Origin of the sequence: Chitinophaga flava (assembly GCF_003308995.1) — a bacterium.
GTDB classification, from domain to species: domain Bacteria; phylum Bacteroidota; class Bacteroidia; order Chitinophagales; family Chitinophagaceae; genus Chitinophaga; species Chitinophaga flava.
On the sequence record NZ_QFFJ01000002.1, the window covers coordinates 1,754,307 to 1,775,513 of the forward strand.

General features: G+C 44.5%; 13 protein-coding genes. 9 read left to right on the forward strand and 4 right to left on the reverse strand.

Features of this window, described 5'->3' with window-relative positions:
- Positions 1-59 precede the first annotated feature (59 nt).
- From DF182_RS23370 to DF182_RS23400, 7 genes are all read left to right on the forward strand, one after another.
- Entirely contained in the window at positions 60-1,262 is a 1,203-nt protein-coding gene (locus DF182_RS23370; RefSeq protein WP_113618203.1) for a TlpA family protein disulfide reductase, read from the forward strand.
- Between the two features lie 33 nt (positions 1,263-1,295).
- On the forward strand, positions 1,296-2,936 hold the full coding sequence (locus DF182_RS23375; RefSeq protein WP_113618204.1) for a vitamin K epoxide reductase family protein: 1,641 nt from the start codon (positions 1,296-1,298) through the stop codon (positions 2,934-2,936).
- 93 nt (positions 2,937-3,029) lie between these two features.
- The gene (locus DF182_RS23380) at positions 3,030-5,222 is read left to right on the forward strand and encodes a peptidase domain-containing ABC transporter (protein ID WP_113618205.1); all 2,193 of its coding nucleotides are present in this window, start codon (positions 3,030-3,032) and stop codon (positions 5,220-5,222) included.
- A gap of 53 nt (positions 5,223-5,275) precedes the next feature.
- Positions 5,276-6,562, forward strand: coding sequence for an HlyD family efflux transporter periplasmic adaptor subunit (locus DF182_RS23385; RefSeq protein ID WP_147243523.1), 1,287 nt, complete (start codon positions 5,276-5,278; stop codon positions 6,560-6,562).
- Between the two features lie 4 nt (positions 6,563-6,566).
- Complete coding sequence (locus tag DF182_RS23390) at positions 6,567-7,589, forward strand: hypothetical protein (RefSeq protein WP_113618207.1); 1,023 nt, start codon at positions 6,567-6,569, stop codon at positions 7,587-7,589.
- Entirely contained in the window at positions 7,586-8,824 is a 1,239-nt protein-coding gene (locus DF182_RS23395; RefSeq protein ID WP_113618208.1) for a glycosyltransferase, read from the forward strand. The genes DF182_RS23390 and DF182_RS23395 overlap by 4 nt, the downstream gene beginning before the upstream one ends.
- A gap of 52 nt (positions 8,825-8,876) precedes the next feature.
- Positions 8,877-10,661 (forward strand): aminotransferase class I/II-fold pyridoxal phosphate-dependent enzyme, encoded by a 1,785-nt coding sequence (locus DF182_RS23400; protein WP_113618209.1) that lies wholly within the window; start codon positions 8,877-8,879, stop codon positions 10,659-10,661.
- A gap of 52 nt (positions 10,662-10,713) precedes the next feature.
- Here the strand turns inward: DF182_RS23400 and DF182_RS23405 are convergent, their stop codons facing one another.
- Entirely contained in the window at positions 10,714-11,574 is an 861-nt protein-coding gene (locus DF182_RS23405) for a glycosyltransferase family 10 domain-containing protein (protein WP_113618210.1), read from the reverse strand.
- 196 nt (positions 11,575-11,770) lie between these two features.
- On the opposite strand from DF182_RS23405, the gene DF182_RS23410 reads away from it, so the two are divergent.
- Positions 11,771-12,607, forward strand: coding sequence for a hypothetical protein (locus DF182_RS23410; protein ID WP_113618211.1), 837 nt, complete (start codon positions 11,771-11,773; stop codon positions 12,605-12,607).
- A gap of 79 nt (positions 12,608-12,686) precedes the next feature.
- On the opposite strand, the gene DF182_RS23415 is transcribed toward DF182_RS23410, so the two are convergent.
- Positions 12,687-14,057 carry an FAD-dependent oxidoreductase gene (locus DF182_RS23415; protein ID WP_113618212.1) on the reverse strand — a complete coding sequence of 457 codons (1,371 nt, stop codon included), beginning with the start codon at positions 14,055-14,057 and terminating at the stop codon, positions 12,687-12,689.
- Between the two features lie 179 nt (positions 14,058-14,236).
- Here DF182_RS23415 and DF182_RS23420 point away from each other — a divergent pair, with 179 nt between their 5' ends.
- On the forward strand, positions 14,237-15,847 hold the full coding sequence (locus DF182_RS23420; protein ID WP_147243524.1) for a hypothetical protein: 1,611 nt from the start codon (positions 14,237-14,239) through the stop codon (positions 15,845-15,847).
- Positions 15,848-15,911: 64 nt separating this feature from the next.
- On the opposite strand, the gene DF182_RS23425 is transcribed toward DF182_RS23420, so the two are convergent.
- Positions 15,912-17,732, reverse strand: coding sequence for a RagB/SusD family nutrient uptake outer membrane protein (locus DF182_RS23425; RefSeq protein WP_113618214.1), 1,821 nt, complete (start codon positions 17,730-17,732; stop codon positions 15,912-15,914).
- Between the two features lie 11 nt (positions 17,733-17,743).
- The gene (locus DF182_RS23430; RefSeq protein ID WP_113618215.1) at positions 17,744-21,148 is read right to left on the reverse strand and encodes a SusC/RagA family TonB-linked outer membrane protein; all 3,405 of its coding nucleotides are present in this window, start codon (positions 21,146-21,148) and stop codon (positions 17,744-17,746) included.
- Between the last annotated feature and the right edge of the window lie 59 nt (positions 21,149-21,207).

Here is a 21,207-nt window from a genome sequence, read left to right on the forward strand (position 1 = left end):
GTCTCTCCTATGAGGGGCCGGATTATCATAAACAATAAACTTCCAACGGTTTTAATCCAGTGAAAAAATCGCTACTGTTATTCTCTCTTTTTATCCTGTTTTGCGGCAATGTTGTTTCCGCACAGAAGAAGTTTTCGCTCAAACTGCATGTTCCTTCCGGTATATCTCCGGAGCGGCTGGAAATATTCTATAATACTGGTAATAGTCGTGTAGTTGTTAAACCGGTATTCAATAACAATAAACTTACTATAGCCGGTGAGTTCTATACAAAATATGCCAGTGTCTCCATTAATTATTATTCTTCAGATAGGGAGGTGTTATACGGTAATGACTTCTGGGTTACGGAAAAACCAGCTGTAATAACATTTCCTGAAGTTGCTGTTCCTGCGAAGGATTCATCTGCCTATGAGCAACAATTGCTGGTGAGTCTCCGGCACCCTGCATTAATAAACGCAGGAGATATAGGAAGGATGGGAGATGATCAGCTGAATAACTTCCTGGCTGCTGCCAGAAAAGAGGTAGCTGCTTATGGGGCCGCTCATGCTGAAAAAATTGAAGATAAGGATAGTGAAGAAAGAAAGATGTATTGTGAAAAACTGCAGGCGGTGGAGAGCCGGAAAATCCAGTTCGTTACTGAGAACAGCCAGTTGTACTATTCCCTCTGGTTCTTTCTGAATGACCTGGTGTATGCCGGTCAGACAGTACCCGAAGGATATAAAGGGGTAACAGTAGATAGTCTGACTTCTTTATTTAACCGGATCTTCCCGGATGATGCAAAAAACTCATTTGAAGGAAAGATGATCAGAAAAGTTTTGAAGGGGAGGGCACTGGAAAAAGGTGCTCCTGCAGCATCATTCTCGGCTCTTGATTTAGGTGGGAAAAAGATTTCATTGCATACATATAAAGGGAAATATGTGTTGCTGGTTTTCTGGGCAACATGGTGTGCGCCCTGCATTGCTGAGTTGCCTGCCATTAAGGAAATAAGAAGCACCTACAGTACAGATGAACTTTGCATCATTTCAGTGTCACTGGATACAGATATCCCTAAACTAAAAAAATACATAAAAGATAATAACATGAACTGGCTTCAGATCGGCAGAGATGAAAATCTAATCAGTACCTATGGTGTGAGTGGTATTCCCAGTGTCTGGCTAATAGACAAGGAAGGAAAAATCGCTTATAAAGACAAGGAAGAAAGTGCTGACTACAATAAGTTGCCAGTATTGAAAAACATATTGAAGGAACATTTGACCGCTAAGTAATTAATAATATTTTATCGAAACTCTATCTAGCCAATGGCATATACTTTTAATACCCAGTTGAAATCGGTAGCGAGCAACTTTGCTAAGCTGACAGGTGTGAAAATCACCAGGGATAAAATAGAATCGGATATTGAAGTGAATCCGTATTATCCAAGCCTGTTATCGTTAAGCGATACCTTCTCGAAGTTTAATATTCGGAATAATGCTTACAAGATCCAAACAGATGAATTCGAACAGTTTGATATTGCAACGCCGTTTGTAGCATTTGTGAAATTCCCTGAGACCGGTGAAGATTTTATTGTTGTGACGAAATTGACCGAATCAACAGTAAATTATATATACAGAGGCCAGAAGGAAGAGTCGATTTCGATGGGCGCATTTCTGAACAGGGACTATAGCAATGGAACGCCTAAAGTATTCTACAAGGAGGTTGTATGGATAGCCGAACCGGATGAGCAAAGCGGTGATGCGGAATATAAGACAGCATTAAAGAAGGAACAAGCCGGTCAGTCGAAGAAAACGATATTGGCTGCTGCCTTACTTTTTCTGGTAGCCCTGTTTGTTTCTTTTAATGTGAATGGTAATGTGCCACTTGTACCTTTTCTGTCAGTTGCTATGCTTAAGATCGTTGGGCTGTCGGTAGCGGCAGTTTTGCTGATGTATGAAATTGACAAGAATAATGCTTTCGTAAAACAAATTTGTTCTCTCAGCAAAAAAACAAATTGTGAAGCTGTTCTTAGTAGTAAATCTGCTAAAATAGCGGGTATAAGCTGGGCTGAGATAGGTTTCTTTTATTTCGGCGCCACTACTATCGGGCTGCTGATGCCCAACCTGTCATTTGAAGCGAAAGTAGGATGGGTTGCAGTGGTGAATGCGCTTGCTGTTCCTTATATTTTCTACAGTATCTATTTCCAGTGGAAGGTGGTAAAACAATGGTGTCCGCTCTGTTTGGCCATACAATTGATACTTGGCCTGGAGCTTATCTGGAGCCTGGCGGTTTATTGGAGAGACCCTATTGCCCTGAATGTTGAACTGCCAACGTTGCTGGTTATACTTTTCTCTGTCATGCTGCCTGTCGCCGGATGGTACCTGTTGCAACCTAAGCTGAAACAAATGAATGACCACGATCTGTACATGAATGCTTATAAACGCTTACAGTATCACCCGGAAGTATTCAAACATTTGCTTCGCCTGGAAAATAAGGCGCCGGAAGGATGGGAGGATATCGGCATCAATCTGGGAAATCCTGATGGGAAGCATGTTGTCATCAAGGTTTGTAATCCGTTTTGCGGGCCTTGTCATAAAACGCATCCTGTATTGAAAGAGCTGTTAAGAGTTAATCCTGATGTCCGATTGAAAATAATTTATATTAACAGAAAGGATGAAGCAGATATTGCCAATAAAACCATCGGCCACTTGTTAACCATTGCAAAAAATAACCCGTCTGAAATACAACAGGCGATGAATGACTGGTACACTAATGAAAGCCGGGATTACGAGGCCTTTGCAGCTAAACATCCGTTGACAATAGATACCCGTCTCCAATCTGAAGAAATTGTAAAAATGAGTAGCTGGTGTGATCGCGCACTCGTTACACATACGCCAACTTTTTTTGTTAATGGGTACCGGCTTCCGGAAAACTATAATATCAGTGAACTGAAAAATTTATTATAACATATAATAACCATCAGCAGTGGTGTAATACCACTGCTGATGGTTTTCAGCTGACAAGCGTCACTACTTAGAAAAAACCTGTGTTGTTATACAATGAGTTTCCCTTTTTATTTTCAGTATGATGCAATGGACTGCGGCCCAACTTGCATAAGGATGATTGCCAGGTTTTATGGAAAGGATATTGGTATCAACAGAATCCGGAACTTGTCAAATATCAATAAGGAAGGTGTTTCATTGCTGGGGATCAGTGATGCGGCAGAAAAGATCGGGTTTAAAACACGCGGTGCTAAAATCACCTTTGACCAGCTGGATAGTGATGCATCATTGCCATGCATCCTGCACTGGAAAGAAAATCACTTTATTGTACTTCCTCCACAGAATTATAATAAGAACAAGAAGGGACAAAAGATATTAATTGCTGATCCCGGACATGGATTAATAAAAATAGATAAAGAGACTTTTCTGCGAAACTGGCTTGGTGCGAGCGATAGCGGAGTCGTTTTACTCCTGGAAACAACGCCGGCATTCTTTCAGCAGGAGAATGATCCCGGTACCAAAGCCTCCTGGAGTACTTTGTTTTTTTACCTGAAAGACCACCGCAGGTATTTCTTCCAGATTTTCCTGGGCTTGCTGCTAGGAAGCCTGCTACAAATGGTTTTCCCTTTCCTGACGCAAGGGATCGTTGATAATGGTATTAATACCGGCAACCTTCATTTCATTTACATTGTATTGATTGCACAGCTGGTGCTGTTCTTTAGCCGAACGGTAGTGGATTTTGTCCGTACGAGACTATTGTTATTTATCAGTACGCGGATTAATATTTCCCTGCTGACAGGATTCTGGCAGAAATTGATGCGGCTGCCGCTCTCTTATTATGATACCAAAAAGACCGGAGACATTCTCCAGCGAATACAGGACCAGAACAGGATTGAACAATTTCTGACAGGAGGAAGCCTCAATATCTTTTTTTCTGTCATCAATATTTTTATCTTTTGTATCATCCTGTTTATCTACAACAGTAGCATTTTTCTGGTCTATACTGCCGGTAGTATTTTGTATTTCCTATGGGTTAAACTATTTCTGAAATACAGGCGGGATCTTAACTATAGACGTTTTGCCGTTGCGTCCAGGGAGAATATGGCCACTTTGCAGCTTATCCACGGAATGCAGGAAATTAAACTGAATAATGCAGAAAAACAATTCCGGTGGAAATGGGAAACCGTGCAAGGGCAGCTTTTTAACCTTGGTTTCAGGAGTCTCACTTTAAGCCAGTATCAACAGGCCGGCGCTTTTTTCCTGAATGAAGGGAAAAACATTCTGATAACATTCCTGGTAGCAAAAGCAGTGTTGGATGGTCATCTTACGCTTGGGGCGATGCTGGCCATTCAATATATCATCGGTCAGCTGAATGCACCGGTAGAACAACTGATTGGCGTGGCGCAGAGTTTTCAGGATGCTAAGATAGCATTGGAGCGCTTGCAGGAGACACATATGGTGGAAGATGAAGAACCTGATCATACAGATTTTATTACGGACCTGCCTGCTGACAAAAGTATAAATATCCGCAATCTTTATTTCAAGTATCCGGGAAGCGATAACGAACCTGTATTCAATGGGATTAATCTTAGTATCCCTGCTAATAAAATGACGGCTATTGTTGGGATGAGTGGAAGTGGTAAAACAACCTTGCTGAAAATTTTACTGAAATTTTATGATAACTATCAGGGAGAAATCAAAGTTGGAGAAAGCAATTTTAAATATATAAGCCCTTCTTACTGGCGGAGTCAATGTGGTAGCGTGATGCAGGAGGGATATATTTTTAATGATACCATTGCGAGGAACATTGCAGTCAGAGATGAAAACCCTGACAGAAAAAAACTGCTCAAGGCCTGTGAAGTGGCAAACATCCTTCAGTTTATTGAATCGCAAGCTAAAGGCTTTAATACCAATATCGGTGCTGAAGGAAATGGCATCAGTCAGGGACAACACCAAAGGCTGCTCATTGCCAGGGCTGTTTATAAAAATCCGGAATACATCCTGCTTGATGAGGCTACCAATTCCCTGGATGCGAACAATGAGAAAGTAATACTGGAAAATCTCTCCACCTTCCTTCAGGGAAAAACAGCGCTGGTGGTGGCTCATCGTTTAAGCACCGTTAAACAGGCTGATAAGATAGTAGTCATGGATAAAGGACAGATAGTAGAAGAGGGCACTCACAAGGAATTGATCATGAAGAAGAGTTACTACTATGAATTGGTAAAAAATCAGCTTGAGCTGGGAAACTAAAGAATATGCTGAGCAATAAAACTGGTTATAATCGCACAAAAGTATCTGATGACATGAATCATGAAAATCCGGCTTTTCATGATTCATCAATGGCTGTGGGAGAGATGCTTTCGGCAAATCCGGGATTCCTTGTCCGGAATGGAATAGGTATCTTCTTTGGCATAATTACCTCGCTGTTTGCGCTGGCATGGTTGGTGAAATACCCTGATATTGTATACGGCCATGCAAAAATGGTAGGCGTCAATACACCCAAACTGATTGTAGCAAAGACTTCCGGGAAACTGGTATTCTTATCTAATCTGAATGGTAAGCAGGTAAAGAAAGACGAGATAATCGGTATCATGGAAAGTACTGCTGAGGCAAGTGAAGTGATTAGCCTCTCTCAACAGATCGATTCCGCTATCTTTTACCTGCAAAAGAAAAACTATATCCGGTTAAATCAGCTGCTGCAATCAGATTACAGCCAGTTAGGAGAAGTGCAGTCTGCTTATCGGGACTTCATTCACAGTTATCTGCAATTCCGTGATTACATCCAGAAAGGAGCTTTCATCCAGAAACGAATGCTTCTGGGGCAGGAACTGGACAATATCACCCATGCTCATAAAAATCTGTTTCAGCAGGAACAACTTTATCAGGAAGATACCAAACTGACTCAAACTACGGTGGATGTTAATACGCAGCTATTGAAGGCAAAGGTTATTTCTGAACTGGAATATCGTGAACAAACCAGTAAACTGATTAATAAGAAATTATCCCTTCCTCAGATAAAGGCTGCATTAATTAGTAATGAAAGAGAACAAATTGTAAAGCAAAAGGAGATTGTTGAACTCGATAATCAGATTGTGATGCAGCAGACAATTTTTCTGGAATCACTGAATAATTTTAAAAATGATCTTGCTGAATGGAAACGGAAATTTTTGTTGACTGCTCCGGTGGCCGGAACCCTGGCTTATAACGGGTTTATTCAGGAAAATGAACATCTCCAGGCAGAGCAGCATGTAGCATATGTTGTGCCGGGCAATAGTGCTTATTATATGCAGATGGTGATACCGCAGGAGAACTTCGGAAAAGTGGCGGTAGGGCAAAAGGTGCTACTTAAATTTCCTTCCTATCAATGGGAAGAGTATGGGAGTATACAGGGTAAAATTGGGTACATATCTCCTATACCAACTGATAGTGGATACCTTGCTGGTATTGTACTTCCGGATGGTTTGAAAACAAGCTACAACAAGACTTTATATTTCAGGGATGGTCTGGTGGCCAGGGCTGAAATCATCACCAGTGATGCCAGGTTGCTGGAAAGATTTTACCGGAACTTCCTGAAAAATTTTAACAGATAGGCTTATGCTTGAGAAGGTATTAAAAAGGATGACGAATGTTTTATTGGTTGAGTTGTCCGATGTTCAGTCTGATATCAAAGGCAGCGTGAATGCCATTGATATGTTTTTTAATTACAGTGCATGGACGGGAAAGGAATGTTATTCCGGATTTGCTTTCGGTATGTTGGAAAGTCTTCTTTGCAAAGAATGGAAAGAGCTGGAGGATGCTAATATGGGCTTTGAAAATGGTGTTACCAGGATCGCCTATGCTATGTTGTTATGGGTTCAGCAAGGTGCTTTCGATGCGCCTATCAGTGATTGGTTATACCCTGTTAACCAGGAATTATTCGGAAGGATTATACCTGCCGCCGGATCGGCTAAGTCCGGCTATTCGTTGTCGGATCTCTCTGGTATTGCATTGTACTTATCAGCGGCCTTATCATCTTTTAGCTATGACAGGCAGCATCAGTCAGACATCAGGGCATGTCTGGCCGAATGTCTGACCAATATTAAGTTGTTGCAGGAACAACAAGTAGATGATCATCTTAATCCGGTATTGTTAAAACGATATTTTCAATTAAGTCAGCATAATAGTCATGATGCGGAGTTGAATAAGATCATTACTGAAATATGCAGTGTTGTTCAGGTGCAAGTCACAAAACAATGGGAGAATGAAAACAACACGATTAATATTCTTCGTGATACCAGGTTGTATGAAATCCTGGGCTATGCAGATATGCTGGGTATACACCTGCCTGATAAACCGTTGGCGGTATGGGATGCCGGATACCTGGAAGAGGTGTCGGGTCTGATGCAATTACATCAACTACTTCAGGCGGTTAATGCTGCCGCAACACTTGATTACAAATTACTATCGTTGACCAGGGAGGAGATACACAGTCGTCTCATTGATTTGGTGGATGTGGCAGATCGCATCATTTTAAATGAAACGGCCGGCCGGTTAATTGAGGAGTCTGACCCTTCCGGAGTACTACCTGGATTAACAGAAAATTGTATGATGCTGCAAAAAATACTGAGCCAACGATGAAATACAACGTTTTTTTTATAACAGCAGAAGGGGTTTCGTTGAATTATGGCATTGGAAGTTACAGAGAGGCGCTTACCTCGCAGTTAGCTTCAGGCGATAATGACATGACGGTTTTTGATATCACGATCAAAAGTACCACCATTCAGGAAGTGACATCTGTTGTTTCAGGAAACATTACGCGGATACTTATACCGGCTCCCCATAACCCGCATTCCAATGACAGGGCCATTAGTACGGAATATGCCTGGGCTATCATCTGTATTTTACAGGATTATCTCACTGATCCTGATGTCATCAATATCTTCCATCTTAATAGTGTGTTGGAGACCAATATTGCCAGAGTTGTAAAACAGCAGGCCGGGCTGAATAAAGTGGTATACACGATGCACCTTTCCCTGTGGGCTAGTTTTTACCAGGGAGATATGGATAAGTTTATGTTTGAATGGCAACAAAGGGAGCAGCTTAGCAACAGTTCAATTGAGTCGATATTAGAGGAGACAGAACTGTGTAGTGTCGTCGATCAGATAATATTTCTAAATCCCGCCACCCAAAAGATAGTTAGCCGGATTTATGAGATACCGGATAATAAATCGGTGTTTATTCCTAATGGATATCCTTCTGCAGCAGATGATCATCTGCATAATTTACATGCACTGAGACAGGAGCTACAGATACCTGATGAAAGGAAAATATTATTGTATGTGGGGCGACTGAGCTGGTATAAAGGCCTGGATGAGCTGTTGCGGGCATTTAAAATCCTCTGGGAGAGCCGGCCGGATACGCATCTGGTCCTGGTAGGAGGTGATGATATAGACCAATTTAAGGAATATGTTACTGGTATTGAGGGCAGTGTTACGTTCACCGGGAGGATAGACAGGCAAAAGGTTGCAGCATTGTATAAACTCGCTGATTTGGGGGTATTCCCTTCGTTAAGGGAAGAAAGTAGTTATGTTATTCTGGAAATGATGAGCCATGGATTGCCACTTGTTGTCAATAATATCAGTGCTTTTGAGCATATGCTGCAACACAATTTATCTGCCTGTAAAATTAATCATGAAGGAATGAATAAGGACGAAATGATTGTTGCCTGGGCTGAATCTATGCTGTACTTATTAAATAACCCCGAATGGGCTAATCAATTGGGGCAGCAGGCTGCCTATAAAGCCAGTAATTACTTCACATCCGCTATAATGGCGGATAAAACCAGAAGGGTGTATATAGACTCCGTTAGCTAACGGTCACCTGGTTAAGATTCCGGAATATAAAGTGTAAGAAAAGTAAAAAGATATGCAGGCAATTATTTTAGCAGCAGGACTAGGGTCAAGAATGGGGCTGCTTACCGAAGGATGTGCTAAATCCATGTTGATGTTTAACGGCCGGCCGATACTCAGTCATCTGCTTGAAAACCTTGTGGCGGCGGGCGTTCATAAAGTGGTCCTTGTCATCGGATATCAGGGAGAGGCGATCAGGGAGTTTGTCGGAGATTCTTATAAGAATATGGAGGTCGAATTTATCACCAACCTGAATTATGACAAGGCAAACAATATCTATTCCATGTGGCTATGTAAAGATCACCTGATGGATAATGACAGTTTGATTATTGAAGGAGATCTGATATTTGACAAGGAGCTGCTGCAACCCGTATTAGCTTTGGGAGACAACGTTATAACTGTTTCAGACCTGATTCCTGGTATGAATGGAAGTATTGTTGAAATGGATCATGCAGATGAAATATACTTATCCAAGACTTTTAATACTGTTAAACCTGACACCAGAAAATACAAGACAGTTAATATCTACAAATTCTCCGGCAGTTTCTGCAGGGATGTTTATATTCCCTTATTGGACAAAGCAATCAGGGAAGATCAGGTTCAGCTGTTTTATGAGGATATCCTTACTTCGGATATTGTAAATAAGTATTTTCAGGTGAGTATTACCAGCAAACAATGCAGATGGATGGAGGTAGATACGCCGATGGACCTTGAACTGGCCTCTCTGATGTTTGCTGCTCCCGGAGAAAAATATGAAGCTATAAGTCGCATGTATGGCGGTTATTGGAAAATTCCATATATCAAGGATCATTATTATCTGACTAATCCTTATTTTCCTAATGAGGTACTGATGGCAGAATTGAAGAGGAATTTTGAGCATTTGGTAATGAATTATCCCTCAGGGCGTAACTATATTGATACCTTATGCGCCAATATGCTCGAATGCCCCAAAGCCTACGTCACCGCGGGAAACGGAGCTTCTGAAATAATTAAGGTGCTGATGGATAAATTGCCGGGCATATCAGGAGTAGTAGTACCTACCTTTAATGAATATCTGTATGCAGGTGAAAAAGAAAAAGTGGTGGCACTTGGATCGGCTTCAATGGATTTCGAGATAGACCTGCCGGTACTGATTAAGTTAAGTGAAAATGTAGATACGCTGGTATTGGTAAATCCCAATAATCCGACCGGTAAAATAATTGAGCGGGAAGTTCTGATGCAATTGCTGCTGCATCTCAGGAATGAAGGAAAATGCCTGGTGGTGGACGAATCATTTATTGATTTTTCGATAGATGCTTCGTTGCTGGAGGACGCTATATTATCGGCATTTGAGAACCTGGTTATTATTAAAAGTCTTGGTAAAAGCTTTGGTATTCCCGGATTAAGAACAGGCGTGATTGTCACGGCAAATAGTAAATTGCTCCAGGAGGTGAGGGCCAGCCTCCCGCTTTGGAACATTAATTCCATTGCAGAGTATTTCCTGGAAATCTTCCCTCGATACAGAAAACAATATCTGTTATCATGTGAGCGTCTTAAAGCAGAACGGGACTATCTGTTTGAGCAGCTGGGAAAAATCAGGTTTCTTTCTCCGCTGGCCTCTGAAGCCAATTTTTTCCTTTGCAGGGTGTCTGAAGAGTTGGACCCCGCTGATTTATGTGAGAAGCTGCTGGACCGGTATAATATTCTGGTGAAGAACTGTAGTGGTAAACCGGGTTTTGATAATAACAGCAACTATATCAGAATAGGGGTGAGGAACAGAGAGGATAATGATTATCTGATCAATGCCCTTCTTACTTTTTAAGTGGCCTTTCTGTATTTTATCCTGTGAAGGTAAATACAGAAAGGATTTTTATCTACAGTTTACATGCTTTGATAACATCCTGTCCGCTGGCTGCCAGCCAGATAATGTTCAGCGGATTAAGATCCCGTAACAACCGTTGCTTTTGTTCCCTGATATACGGAATCCGTTGTTCCCACTCTTCATCATTGATAGCCTGAATGATTCTTTCGGTGGCAGTGACCGGGTCTTGTACATTAATGCGTATAAAGGAGCGTGGGTCTATAAAGTCTTCGATATTTTGACATCCGTCATAAAAACACAACGCTTCTGCTAAAATCGGGTCTGTGAGTTTCTCGGTAAAATAATTATCGATAAAAGTATTTTCGCAGGCAAAGTGGTATTGGTAGTCCCAGAGCCCATCGTATTTATTTGTAAGTTCTCCCCGGTATGCATGAATTTTTTCAAAAAAGTGATTGGTGTATTTCTTGCCCCATAGATCAAATCCTTCATTGATTTTTTGACTCAGGTGATAGATGACCTGTAAACGAAGCTGGTGTCCTTCCATGTATCCGAGCTCGCTGGTGACGGCAGAAAGTAGTTCACTTTTGGGAACGCCGGTGTTGCTGAGATGTTTGATTTCTTCGTCAGGGATATTGCCCCAAAAAGGGAGATGCAGATATACAGGCACTTTGCCAGACTGATCTTCGCCCTGTATATGCGCAGACTGGGGTGGTTCTGTAAGTAAGGTAACCGCTTTCTCTTTGTTGTACTCTTTTAGCGACGGGTGAGGGCTTGTCAGAATGACTAAAACATCATAGTCTTCATTGGTGACCAGTTGCATATCTTTCCATTGTGCCTTTCCAAATGCGTATCTGCTTAATTGTCCCAAAAGCGTAGAATCATCGTCCCAGAAACAGGTTACTCTTACTTTCATGTATGCTGCTTTTATAGCTTATAAATATCGAAGGCTTCTTAAAATTATAAAAATAATGAACGGAAGCGGTTTTATACAAGAACCGATCTGAAATAAATGTTATTAGTTGAATTCCCGATGATTAACCTTAGTTTTGCGGGCTGGTAACAACCAGAAAAAACCACTGAATTTATATATATCATAAAATACATTGCGCATGCCCTTGACGAAAGTTTTGATCACTATTAAAAGTTACCCCACCATATCTTCCCATTATGATGAACAGCTTAGCATCGCCGGGTTCAGAGAGGATGGTACTTTTATCAGAATATACCCCATTCCGTTTTCAAAAAAGACTTACGAAGAACAATACCAGCTGTATGACTGGATAGAACTGGATGTAGAGCGCAATACCACAGATTTTAGATTAGAGAGTTTCCGGCCGGTAACGGTAGAAGCACCGGTGAAAAAGATAGGGCATCTGGGTACAGAAGATCATTGGAGCGAACGGAAAGCTATTGTGCTGAAGAATGTATACCGTGATCTGTCTACATTGGCGATGGAAGCAAAACACGAGGCATTTTATACTTCGCTGGCGGTCTTCAAACCGTTACGTATAATCGATTTTGTGATAGAAGAAACAGAACGGGAATGGGATGCAACGCGGTTGGGTAAATTACAGGAAGAGAAAAACAGCGGCCGGGTATTTGAACAGCCGGAAGATCCTTTTGCCGTAATGGAAAAGCTGCCGTATAAGTTTTCATTCCGTTTTACAGATAAGAGAAATGAAGAGATTACTTTACCAGTGGAGGATTGGCAACTGGCTTCCCTGTATTGGAAAATCCTGAAAAAGCAGCATGGCGCCGGAAAAGAATTGAAAACGCTTAAAGAAGTAAAAAAGAAATATCTGCAGGAATATGCCAGGGGCACCGATCTGCATTTCTTCCTGGGGACTACACAAACCATACATGCCAGTAGCAAACAGCCTTTTACGATTGTTGGGCTGTTTCAACCGACGGAGCCGCCGACAGTGATACAAGGCAGTTTATTTTAGGGCAATGATGAAAATAGTGAACTACCTCCGGAAAGTATATTACTTCGCGGAGGTAGTTTTATGAATAGTCATAGAGACTTTATGCGCTAAATTGTTCCTCTCTGGTCATGTGCTCCCATACGCCTCCATAGCCCGCTGCCTGAAGCAACTGGTATATTTTTTCATTGAAGAGTTCATGAAGCGGGTAAAAGGAAGTGCTTACAAGCCATATCAGGCCAAATATCTCCATTTGATTTTGTACCACTGCAAATTCCAGGATCTTGTCCAGGAATGCCTGAGCAAACGCTATATTCTTCAGCGGTTCTGAATAGATATGCTGAACAGCCGGATGTCTGAGGTCAGCAACAGCATTGATCCACCATGAAGGCTCAATAATGTGCTGTACTGCTTTCAGGTAACTGACTTCAAAATCAGGGATGGGCTGCAGCTGGTTTTTGCTTAACATTGTTTGCAGCGATGCTGCCTGCAAAGCTGCTACGGTTATACCTGTTCCATATATTGGATCAAAGCTGCATAATGCATCGCCTATTACCAGCAGCCCTGCCGGCCAGTCTGGCATTTTTTCATAATGCTGACGGAAAACCTGCTTCATCCGGTATCCTCGCGGGGCTTCCAACGGTGTGGCTGTTCTTAGTATACCAGTAAGGACATCGTTGTTTAACTCGCTTAATTCCTGTTCAAAAGCCTCCGTGGTGGTAGGCGGATAAAGGCCGCCTATGTTGCCAAGAATGATTTCCATTACCTCGCCTTCCATGAAAGAAACCACGCAGGTTGGGGTGTTACCGTTTTTTCTTTTCTCTATATGTAACAGGTCCCAATGAGGTATCTGTTCACCCGGAATGGAATAATGACGGGTGCTATATCCTATATCAGTGGTCAGTATCTCTGGCTGCGGCACTTCATATCCGTAACGTTTTAACCAGTCCGGCAGATGGGAATGATAGCCTCCTGCAAATACTACAAGGTCTGCACTGAGCTCAACAGGCAGCTGCTGTTCTCCTCTTCCTGTGATACCGCATATCCTGTTTTCCTGTGATACAAATTTCAAATCGGTGACTGTCACGCTGTTTAAAAAGGAGATATTGGCCAGGCGCTGAACGTATTGATGGATATGCCATTCCAGCATTGATCTGCTGCAGGCGGCATCTTCAGTTGGCGTTTGAAGATTGATATGACCGAAAGGGTAGTCAAATAGTATTTCCTTTCCTTTGCTGTTATGGGCGCCATTCTTTAACAATGTTTCATTCAGCCCTGGAAATAACTGCTCCAGGATCATCCTTCCTTTGGGGGTAAGATGATGCGGATGACGGGCCTGTGGTGTTCCTGGCCTTGGGTCCGGAGATGTGGAAATTTTATCCCGATCAATAATGGTGATTTCTTCATAAAAATCAGCCAGCACTCGTGCTGTCATTAATCCGGCCATGCCGCCACCTATGATGATTGCTTTCATTTTTTTTTGATAAATTTCTGCTACCTCCGCTTCCTTTGTTTGTACAATCCGGATTCGTTTTTGCGTAATCCGGATTTCGTGCCTGTCACCTTGTAGTATATATGATATGGCCCGGTAGTGATTGTACAGTCCTTTTACATTATCTTCGGCTTGAATTAGATTAATTTTTTATTCATTCTATGAAGAATATGTTGATGGACCTCAGAAAGAAAATAACTGCTTTCTTAATTCCTGTTATATTGTTGGCAGCATGCAACTTTGGTAACAAAAAGCCGGGTAACAAACAACCAGGTGTAAACGCAGCCCATACGGATTCAGGGCTGGCAAAGAAGGCTGTGGATATGCCGGCCTTGTCTACCGAGGCTTATGTATCAGCCATCGTCAGCAAAAGAAAGGCCATTGCTGCCCAGCTGCCGGGTATAAATGCGGAAACGGCCGCCAAACTTTATCGTTCGCTGGCACTTTATGTAGACACCGCGCTGATAGGAATTTCCGCCAATGAAGCTAAATGGCTGGATGAATATGTCAGCTACTACTCGGAAGCAAAGAAGGCCGTGGTACCGCCAGCCAATGTACAGCAACGTATTCAGCTGCTGGCCACAGCGGAAATTGAACCATGGGGTATCGGAGAAGGATATACGGAACTGCGTACTGTACCTTCTTTCTATACACACTTATTTAAGAGCTCCCTGCCTGCTGATTATAGTATGTTCCTGCAGTTGAAGGCCGATGAAGATACCGTACTATACAGTGCAGATGCAGGATTGGCCGTGCCTTTCAATCTGGTTGGAAAGAGAGCCCTTAACTGGGAGAAGTTCCTGGATACTCATCCCAACAGCATCTTTGTTGCTGAGGCCAGAGAGCTTCATGAACGTTATTGTTATGATTATCTTTTCGGACAGGATAACACCCCATCATTTGACCATCGGGATAATCTTGGGTCACTATATCCGGAGAATAAGGCAGAATACCTTTCGTTTATACAACAGTATGGTGATACCAAAACCGGCCGCCTGGTAAAACAGTTTCTGGATAAGTTAAGCACCGCAAAAGAATATGATGAACTGTGGCGGTATATGCGGACTGCAATAGGAATGGCCTATTCCGGAGAACTGAGTCTACTGCCTGTTCAAACCGATTTTCTGGCCGGAAATATTCAAAGCCTGACTAAAAGAGTATACGATACCGTATCCACAGAAATAGGCATTGAAGGGGGCACCGCAGAAAAGATAGTGCGTAAGCTTGACTCCATCCTGTACTTTCAGCAGGATAACAATACCTACTGCGTAGCTATATTCACCAACAGGGGAAAGAGCGGCGGAGCGCCGATTTCAGGCTGGGTAGATGTATGGGCTTTCAAAAAAACAGATGGGCACTGGCAAACTGCGGCTTATCTGCTGAACGCCGGCGGCGGAGGAATGTATGGCAATTCCGGTTCTTTTGATAAGCTTATCAGGATGGGAACGCATACCATCGGTATCGTAGTATCCGGCGGCATCACGCATATGGGAAGTAGTGTTTCCTGGGATGACGTGATAGCATTTCAGGGTGAGAAGCTGTTTCCGGTATTGGATATTGTTACGCAGAATGCTTATGATGCCGGCAGCGGTCTGCAAAAATGCAGTAACAATAAATGGATATTACAGCATTCCGGCCAACAGGAAAATTATGACCTCGTGATTTTTCCGGGTAGCTGTATCGGAGGAAATACACCAATGGACAGGATTACGGTGCCTTATAAAAAGGGACATTATGATATCCCTACAGCATTTCAGGATAGAGGACTCTGATCCATACATTTCAACTATTTAATAAAGGCGCCTGATCATACGATCAGGCGCCTTTATCGTTTTATTAGTAACCCGGAAACTGCATCAGTACCTTGTTTCTGTCTATCTCGCTTTGGGGGATGGGATAGAAATAAAATTTGTTCTGCCAGTTTGTTCTGGTAAAGGATACTATCCTTTTATGAAACTCCGGATCGGAGAGGGATGTTCCTTTTTCTATGTTCATACCGTGAAATGCGCCGCCCTGGTGCTGGTCGGGGTCATTGGCCACTTTCCAGCGGCGGACGTCCCAGTAGCGGTGGCCTTCAAACATCAGTTCTATGCGGCGTTCCAGGCGTATCTGCCTGCGCATTTCATCCTGTGATAAACCAGGCTGCAGATCAGGGAGCCCACCTCTGTTACGGATTTTGTTGAGGTATTTGAGGATGTCAGGATTGCCGGGCCCGTATTCATTGAGGGCTTCGGCGTAGTTGAGATAAATTTCACCAAGCCGTATCATCATGGCCGGCCTTGAAAAATTTCTGCCTGTCCGGAAATCGGTATTGGGATGGATGTTCTTACGGGCGGTATAGCCGGTAGAGGGCCAGTCGCGGGGAGCGCCGTTTTTGCCGGAGTTGCCCGTGAAGAAAAATTCGACCCTTGTCTGTCCCGATTCAGGTACCACCGGTACTACAGCACCATTAAAAGTCACATCTACATAAAAGCGCGGTTCGCGGTTGGTATACATGTTATAGGTTCCGCTGGCATAATAGGGTGTGGCGCTACCTGTAAACCCATCTTCCGTATAGCCGCTGCTGTTATCACTGATGACTTTACCATTGGCCATTCTGAAAATATCCACCTGTTCCTGTGTGACGGCAATACCGTTCCAGCCCTGGCCGTTGGCGCAGCGCGGAGAGCAATGTCGTTCCCAGTTGCTTACATGGGCGGAGGAAGTACGTATCCATATGGCTTCTTTCTGCCAGCCATCGAAGAAGAGGTTGCGGCAGGAGAGGAAGGCGGCACGGAAAGGGTCCGGATCGGCCACTGTATATAATTCCCAGCGGTTGAGATCTATGACGGCTTTGGCGGCATCAGCAGCTTTTTTCCATCTCTCTTTATCATACGACTGATTAAACAACGTGGTACCATCCGTATTTTTAAACGAAGCGAGTTCGGTGTTGCCATTGAACAAAGGGCTGGCGTGATACAGCAGTATCTGCGATTTTACGGCCAGAATGATAGGCTGTGTGATACGTCCGGTTTGTGTTACATCAGCCTGGGTGGGATCTACGGGGTTCACATGTTGTACCGGCACATCGGGGAGGGCTTTGTCCATTTCGGAAAGTACATATGCGGCACAATCATCCCAGGTGCTGCGGGGTATTTGAAAATTATCTTCGGGCAGCCTGGGTGTTTCACCCATCAGTACTACAGGGCCGTACTGGCGCATCAGCAGCCAGTAGTAGTAGGCTCTGAGGAAGCGGGCTTCAGCCTTGTACTGTTTTAAAAGTCTGTCGCCGCCAGGCAGGGCTTTGATCTCCTGGTTCTGATCGGCGTTCTGCAGGAAGATGGCTGCCTGCCGGATGGTCTGGTAATAGCTGTTCCAGTAGGAGGGGTTGGCGTTGTCGGGTGTGATAGCGCCGGAGTTGATGCCGGGCTGTACCCAGGCATAATCGGCTTCGTCGCATTGTCCGGTCCAGGGAACGCTGTAAGGCTGGTTCCACATATCGGGCATGGGGTTGTATAGCCTGGCGAGCCATTGTTCTGTCATGGCGCGGTTGGTGAATACGTCCTTTAATGTGGTGATATTGTCGGGGACGGTGTCCAGGTAGCCTTTTTTGCAGCCGGCAGCAGACAATAACAGCAGGAGTAACAGGACTATATGTTTGTGGTATGAATGAGTCATGATGTTATGTTTTATTTGAAACTGGCGCGGATACCGAAGTTGTAAGAAGTGGTGTTAGGATAGGCGGTGCCTCTGCCGTCGCCCAGTTCCGGGTCCCAGATCTTCCAGGGCGAGATGGTGAACAGGTTGGTGCCGTTAACATAGGCGCGCAGGCTTTTGAGGCCGTAACGCTGCAGTTTTTTCATGCTGAAGGTATATCCCAGCTCAGCACTTTTCAGACGGATATAGTCGGCGCGTTTGAGCCACCATGTGCTTTCGTAATAGTTGGTGGTGATATCCTGGCGGGTAGACATACGTGGATAGAAAGGCCTGTTGTTGGGGTTGTCGGGTGTCCAGCGATCGGTGGCTGCCGTATATAGGTTCCCGATAGTAGGACCTTCATAGAACGGGTTGGTACCATGACCGCCGCTATACATAAAGTCCACCAAAGCTACACCCTGGAAGAAGAGGCTGAGGTCGAAGCCTTTGGCGCCCACGCTGAAGTTGAGGCCATATACGATGCGGGGCACAGGGCCATAGCCAATGGCCTTCTGGTCGAAGCTGTTGATGATACCATCACCGTTAAGGTCTGCATATTTGATGTCCCCGGGCCGTACATCTCCTGATTGTTTGGGAGATTTGGCGATGTCTGCTGAATCGGTGAAGAGGCCGAGTGCCACATAGCCGAAACGCTGGTCGATGGTCTGACCGGTGCGGTTGAGCCATGGATACTGCCATGGGGGAAGACCATCATATACATTTTTGTTGATGTTGAAGTTGAAGTTACCCCTGAAAGCGACCCAGTAGTTTTGGGAAAATGATTTGTTATAGTCGACGGTTACATCAATCCCTTTGTTTTCTGTGATACCGATATTACGATAAGGTATATTGCCGGAAGTGTAACCGGAAGAATAGGGGATGTCGTACTGCCGCAGGAGGATGCCTGTTCTGCGTTCGTTGAACAGTTCCACGATCAGTGACAGTTCATCCCGGAATGCTTTTATTTCGATACCCAGGTTCTGACGTTTGCCTGTTTCCCAGCTGACTTCTGATCCGATCTGATCTTCTTCCAGACCTCCGAAGGAAGTAGTATTTCCGGGGACGCCAAACGTATATCCGAGGCCGTTATCGCTTTTTATCCGTGTGAGGAAGAGGAAACGGGAGCCGGTATTGCTGTTGCCCGACAGCCCATAGGTATAGCGTAGTTTAAGATAGGAGATCACATTGCTGAGTGGTGCGAAAAAGTTTTCATTAGATATTACCCAGCCTGCACCGAAGGAGGGGAAGAGGCCGTAGCGTTTTCTGGGTGTGAAATTTTCGGAACCGTTGTATCCGAAGTTGGCTTCTGCAAAATAACGGCTCTTATAGCCATAGGTAGCCCTGCCGCTGAGACCTCTTACACGGAAGGGAATCGAGCTGATAAGATCACCGGCATCGGCATCAACGTAGTCAGACTGATTATATAACAGTAACGCAGATACGTCGTGGTCGCCGAATTTTCTTGCGTAGTTCAGTGCTGTTTCTGTATAAAAACGGCGGTCACCGCCTCTTGAAACATCGAAGCCCAGTACATTGGAGCCGGGATCAACGATCCTGGTAAGCAGGTTGCCGGCAGAGTCGCGGCCGGTAGCGTAGTAGGTCTGCACTTCCCTTTTTCTGTTGAGGTTATTCCAGCTGTAAGAATCAAATGCAAACATACTGGTGAATGAGAGCCCTTTCAGTATGAAGTCGAGCTGCTGCCTTACTCTGATATTGGAACGGATGGTGTTGCGGTATTCGGTAGCATAGCCCGACTGGGTAAGGTTACGGTAGGGGCTGGGGTAGCTGCCACCGGGGATCTTGGGCCATTGTCCGTTGGAATATTGTGGTGGTATCAGGTGGGGCGGTACCTGTGTAGCGAGATTAAACAGTGCGCCTGTGCCGATACCGGGGTAGTTACTATTGATGATAAAGCCGTTGACACCTAGTTCCAGCTTGGTGGTTTTGGTGATATTGGCGTCTACATTGGTGGTGAAGTTGTAGCGGTCCAGTTTGATGGATGAATTGTAGGATTGTATGTTATCGCGTTTCAGCAGGCCTACTTCGGAGTAGTACCCGGCAGAAATATAATAGGTGGCGAACTCGGAGCCGCCGCGTACATTGAGGTTGGCTCTTCTGTTCTGGCCGTATTCATTAAACAACACCTTGAACCAGTCTACATTGGGATAGAGGTCGGGGTCTTCGCCGCTGATATGTTTCTGTATTCTGTCTTCAGTATAGAGGGGTGTTCTTCCACGCATAGTGAGGCCTTCGTTGTAGAGCCGCATAAACGTTGGCGCATCTACGAATTTGGGCAGCTGTGTGAATTTGGTAACGGCCTGGTTAAGCTCTATGTTGATCTGAGGTTTGCCGGGGCGTCCTGCTTTGGTATTGACGAGGATAACACCGTTGGCGCCACGGGTGCCGTATACAGCGGTGGCGGAAGCGTCTTTCAGTACGGTAAAGCTTTCCACGTCTTCGGGGTCGAGGTCGTTGATGCTGCGGTCTGGCACACCGTCAACGATGATGAGTGGTCCGCGTGGGCTGGAGCCGAAAGTGGAGATACCGCGTATCCATATATCAGATCCATCGTAGCCGGGTTCGCCGCTGCGCTGAACGGCTACTACGCCTGCCAGGCGGCCGCCGAGGGCGTTGGTGAGGCTTCTCACGGGCAGCTTCAGTTCTTCCGGTTTGATGGTAGACTGCGCCCCTACGAGGCTGATCTTTTTCTGTGCGCCGAAGCCTACCACCACCACTTCATTGAGTCCTCCTTCTTTGGCCAGCATCTCCACATTGATGTCCACTCTGTTGCGGACACTGATCTGTTGTGCCTGATAGCCGATGTATGAAAATTCGAGGGTGTCAGTCGGTTCTACGTCCAGTTCATAGAAACCTTTGTCGTTGGTGGTGGTACCTGTAGGCGTCCTTATTATTTTAACAGTGACGCCTACCAGCGGCGCGCCGAGTTTGTCTTTCACCGTGCCGGAAACTTTTACCTTGACTGCTGGTTTGTGAACAGGGGCGGGGCGCGGTTCGGCAGGTGTAATGATATATTGTGAGGGACCGGTCATGCTGAGGGTGAGGTCGTAGGACTGGAGTATCTTTTGTAAAGAGGCGATGGCAACAGAGGCGCCGGTATTGAGGAGTTTATCCGGCAGAAAAATATTCTTTGCATATTTTTCATTCATGGCTATACGCAGCTGGTATTTGGTATACACTTTTTCCAGTGCGTCTTTCAGGGATATGACCTGGCTGGCGGGCCCTGTATCAGCGGGGATATGTTTGCGGTGTTGCTGGAAATACTGTTCCGGAACGCTGGTCACGGCATCCTGTGCCTGCGACGAGGATGCTGTAATGCCCAGTAACAGGCACAGGCCGGCCATTCCCTTCAGGCAAAGCCGTAGAGATCCAAATTTCATAACGGATAAAATTTAGGTTAAAGACTACATAAAGTGGTATATGAATGCTGTAGGATTAT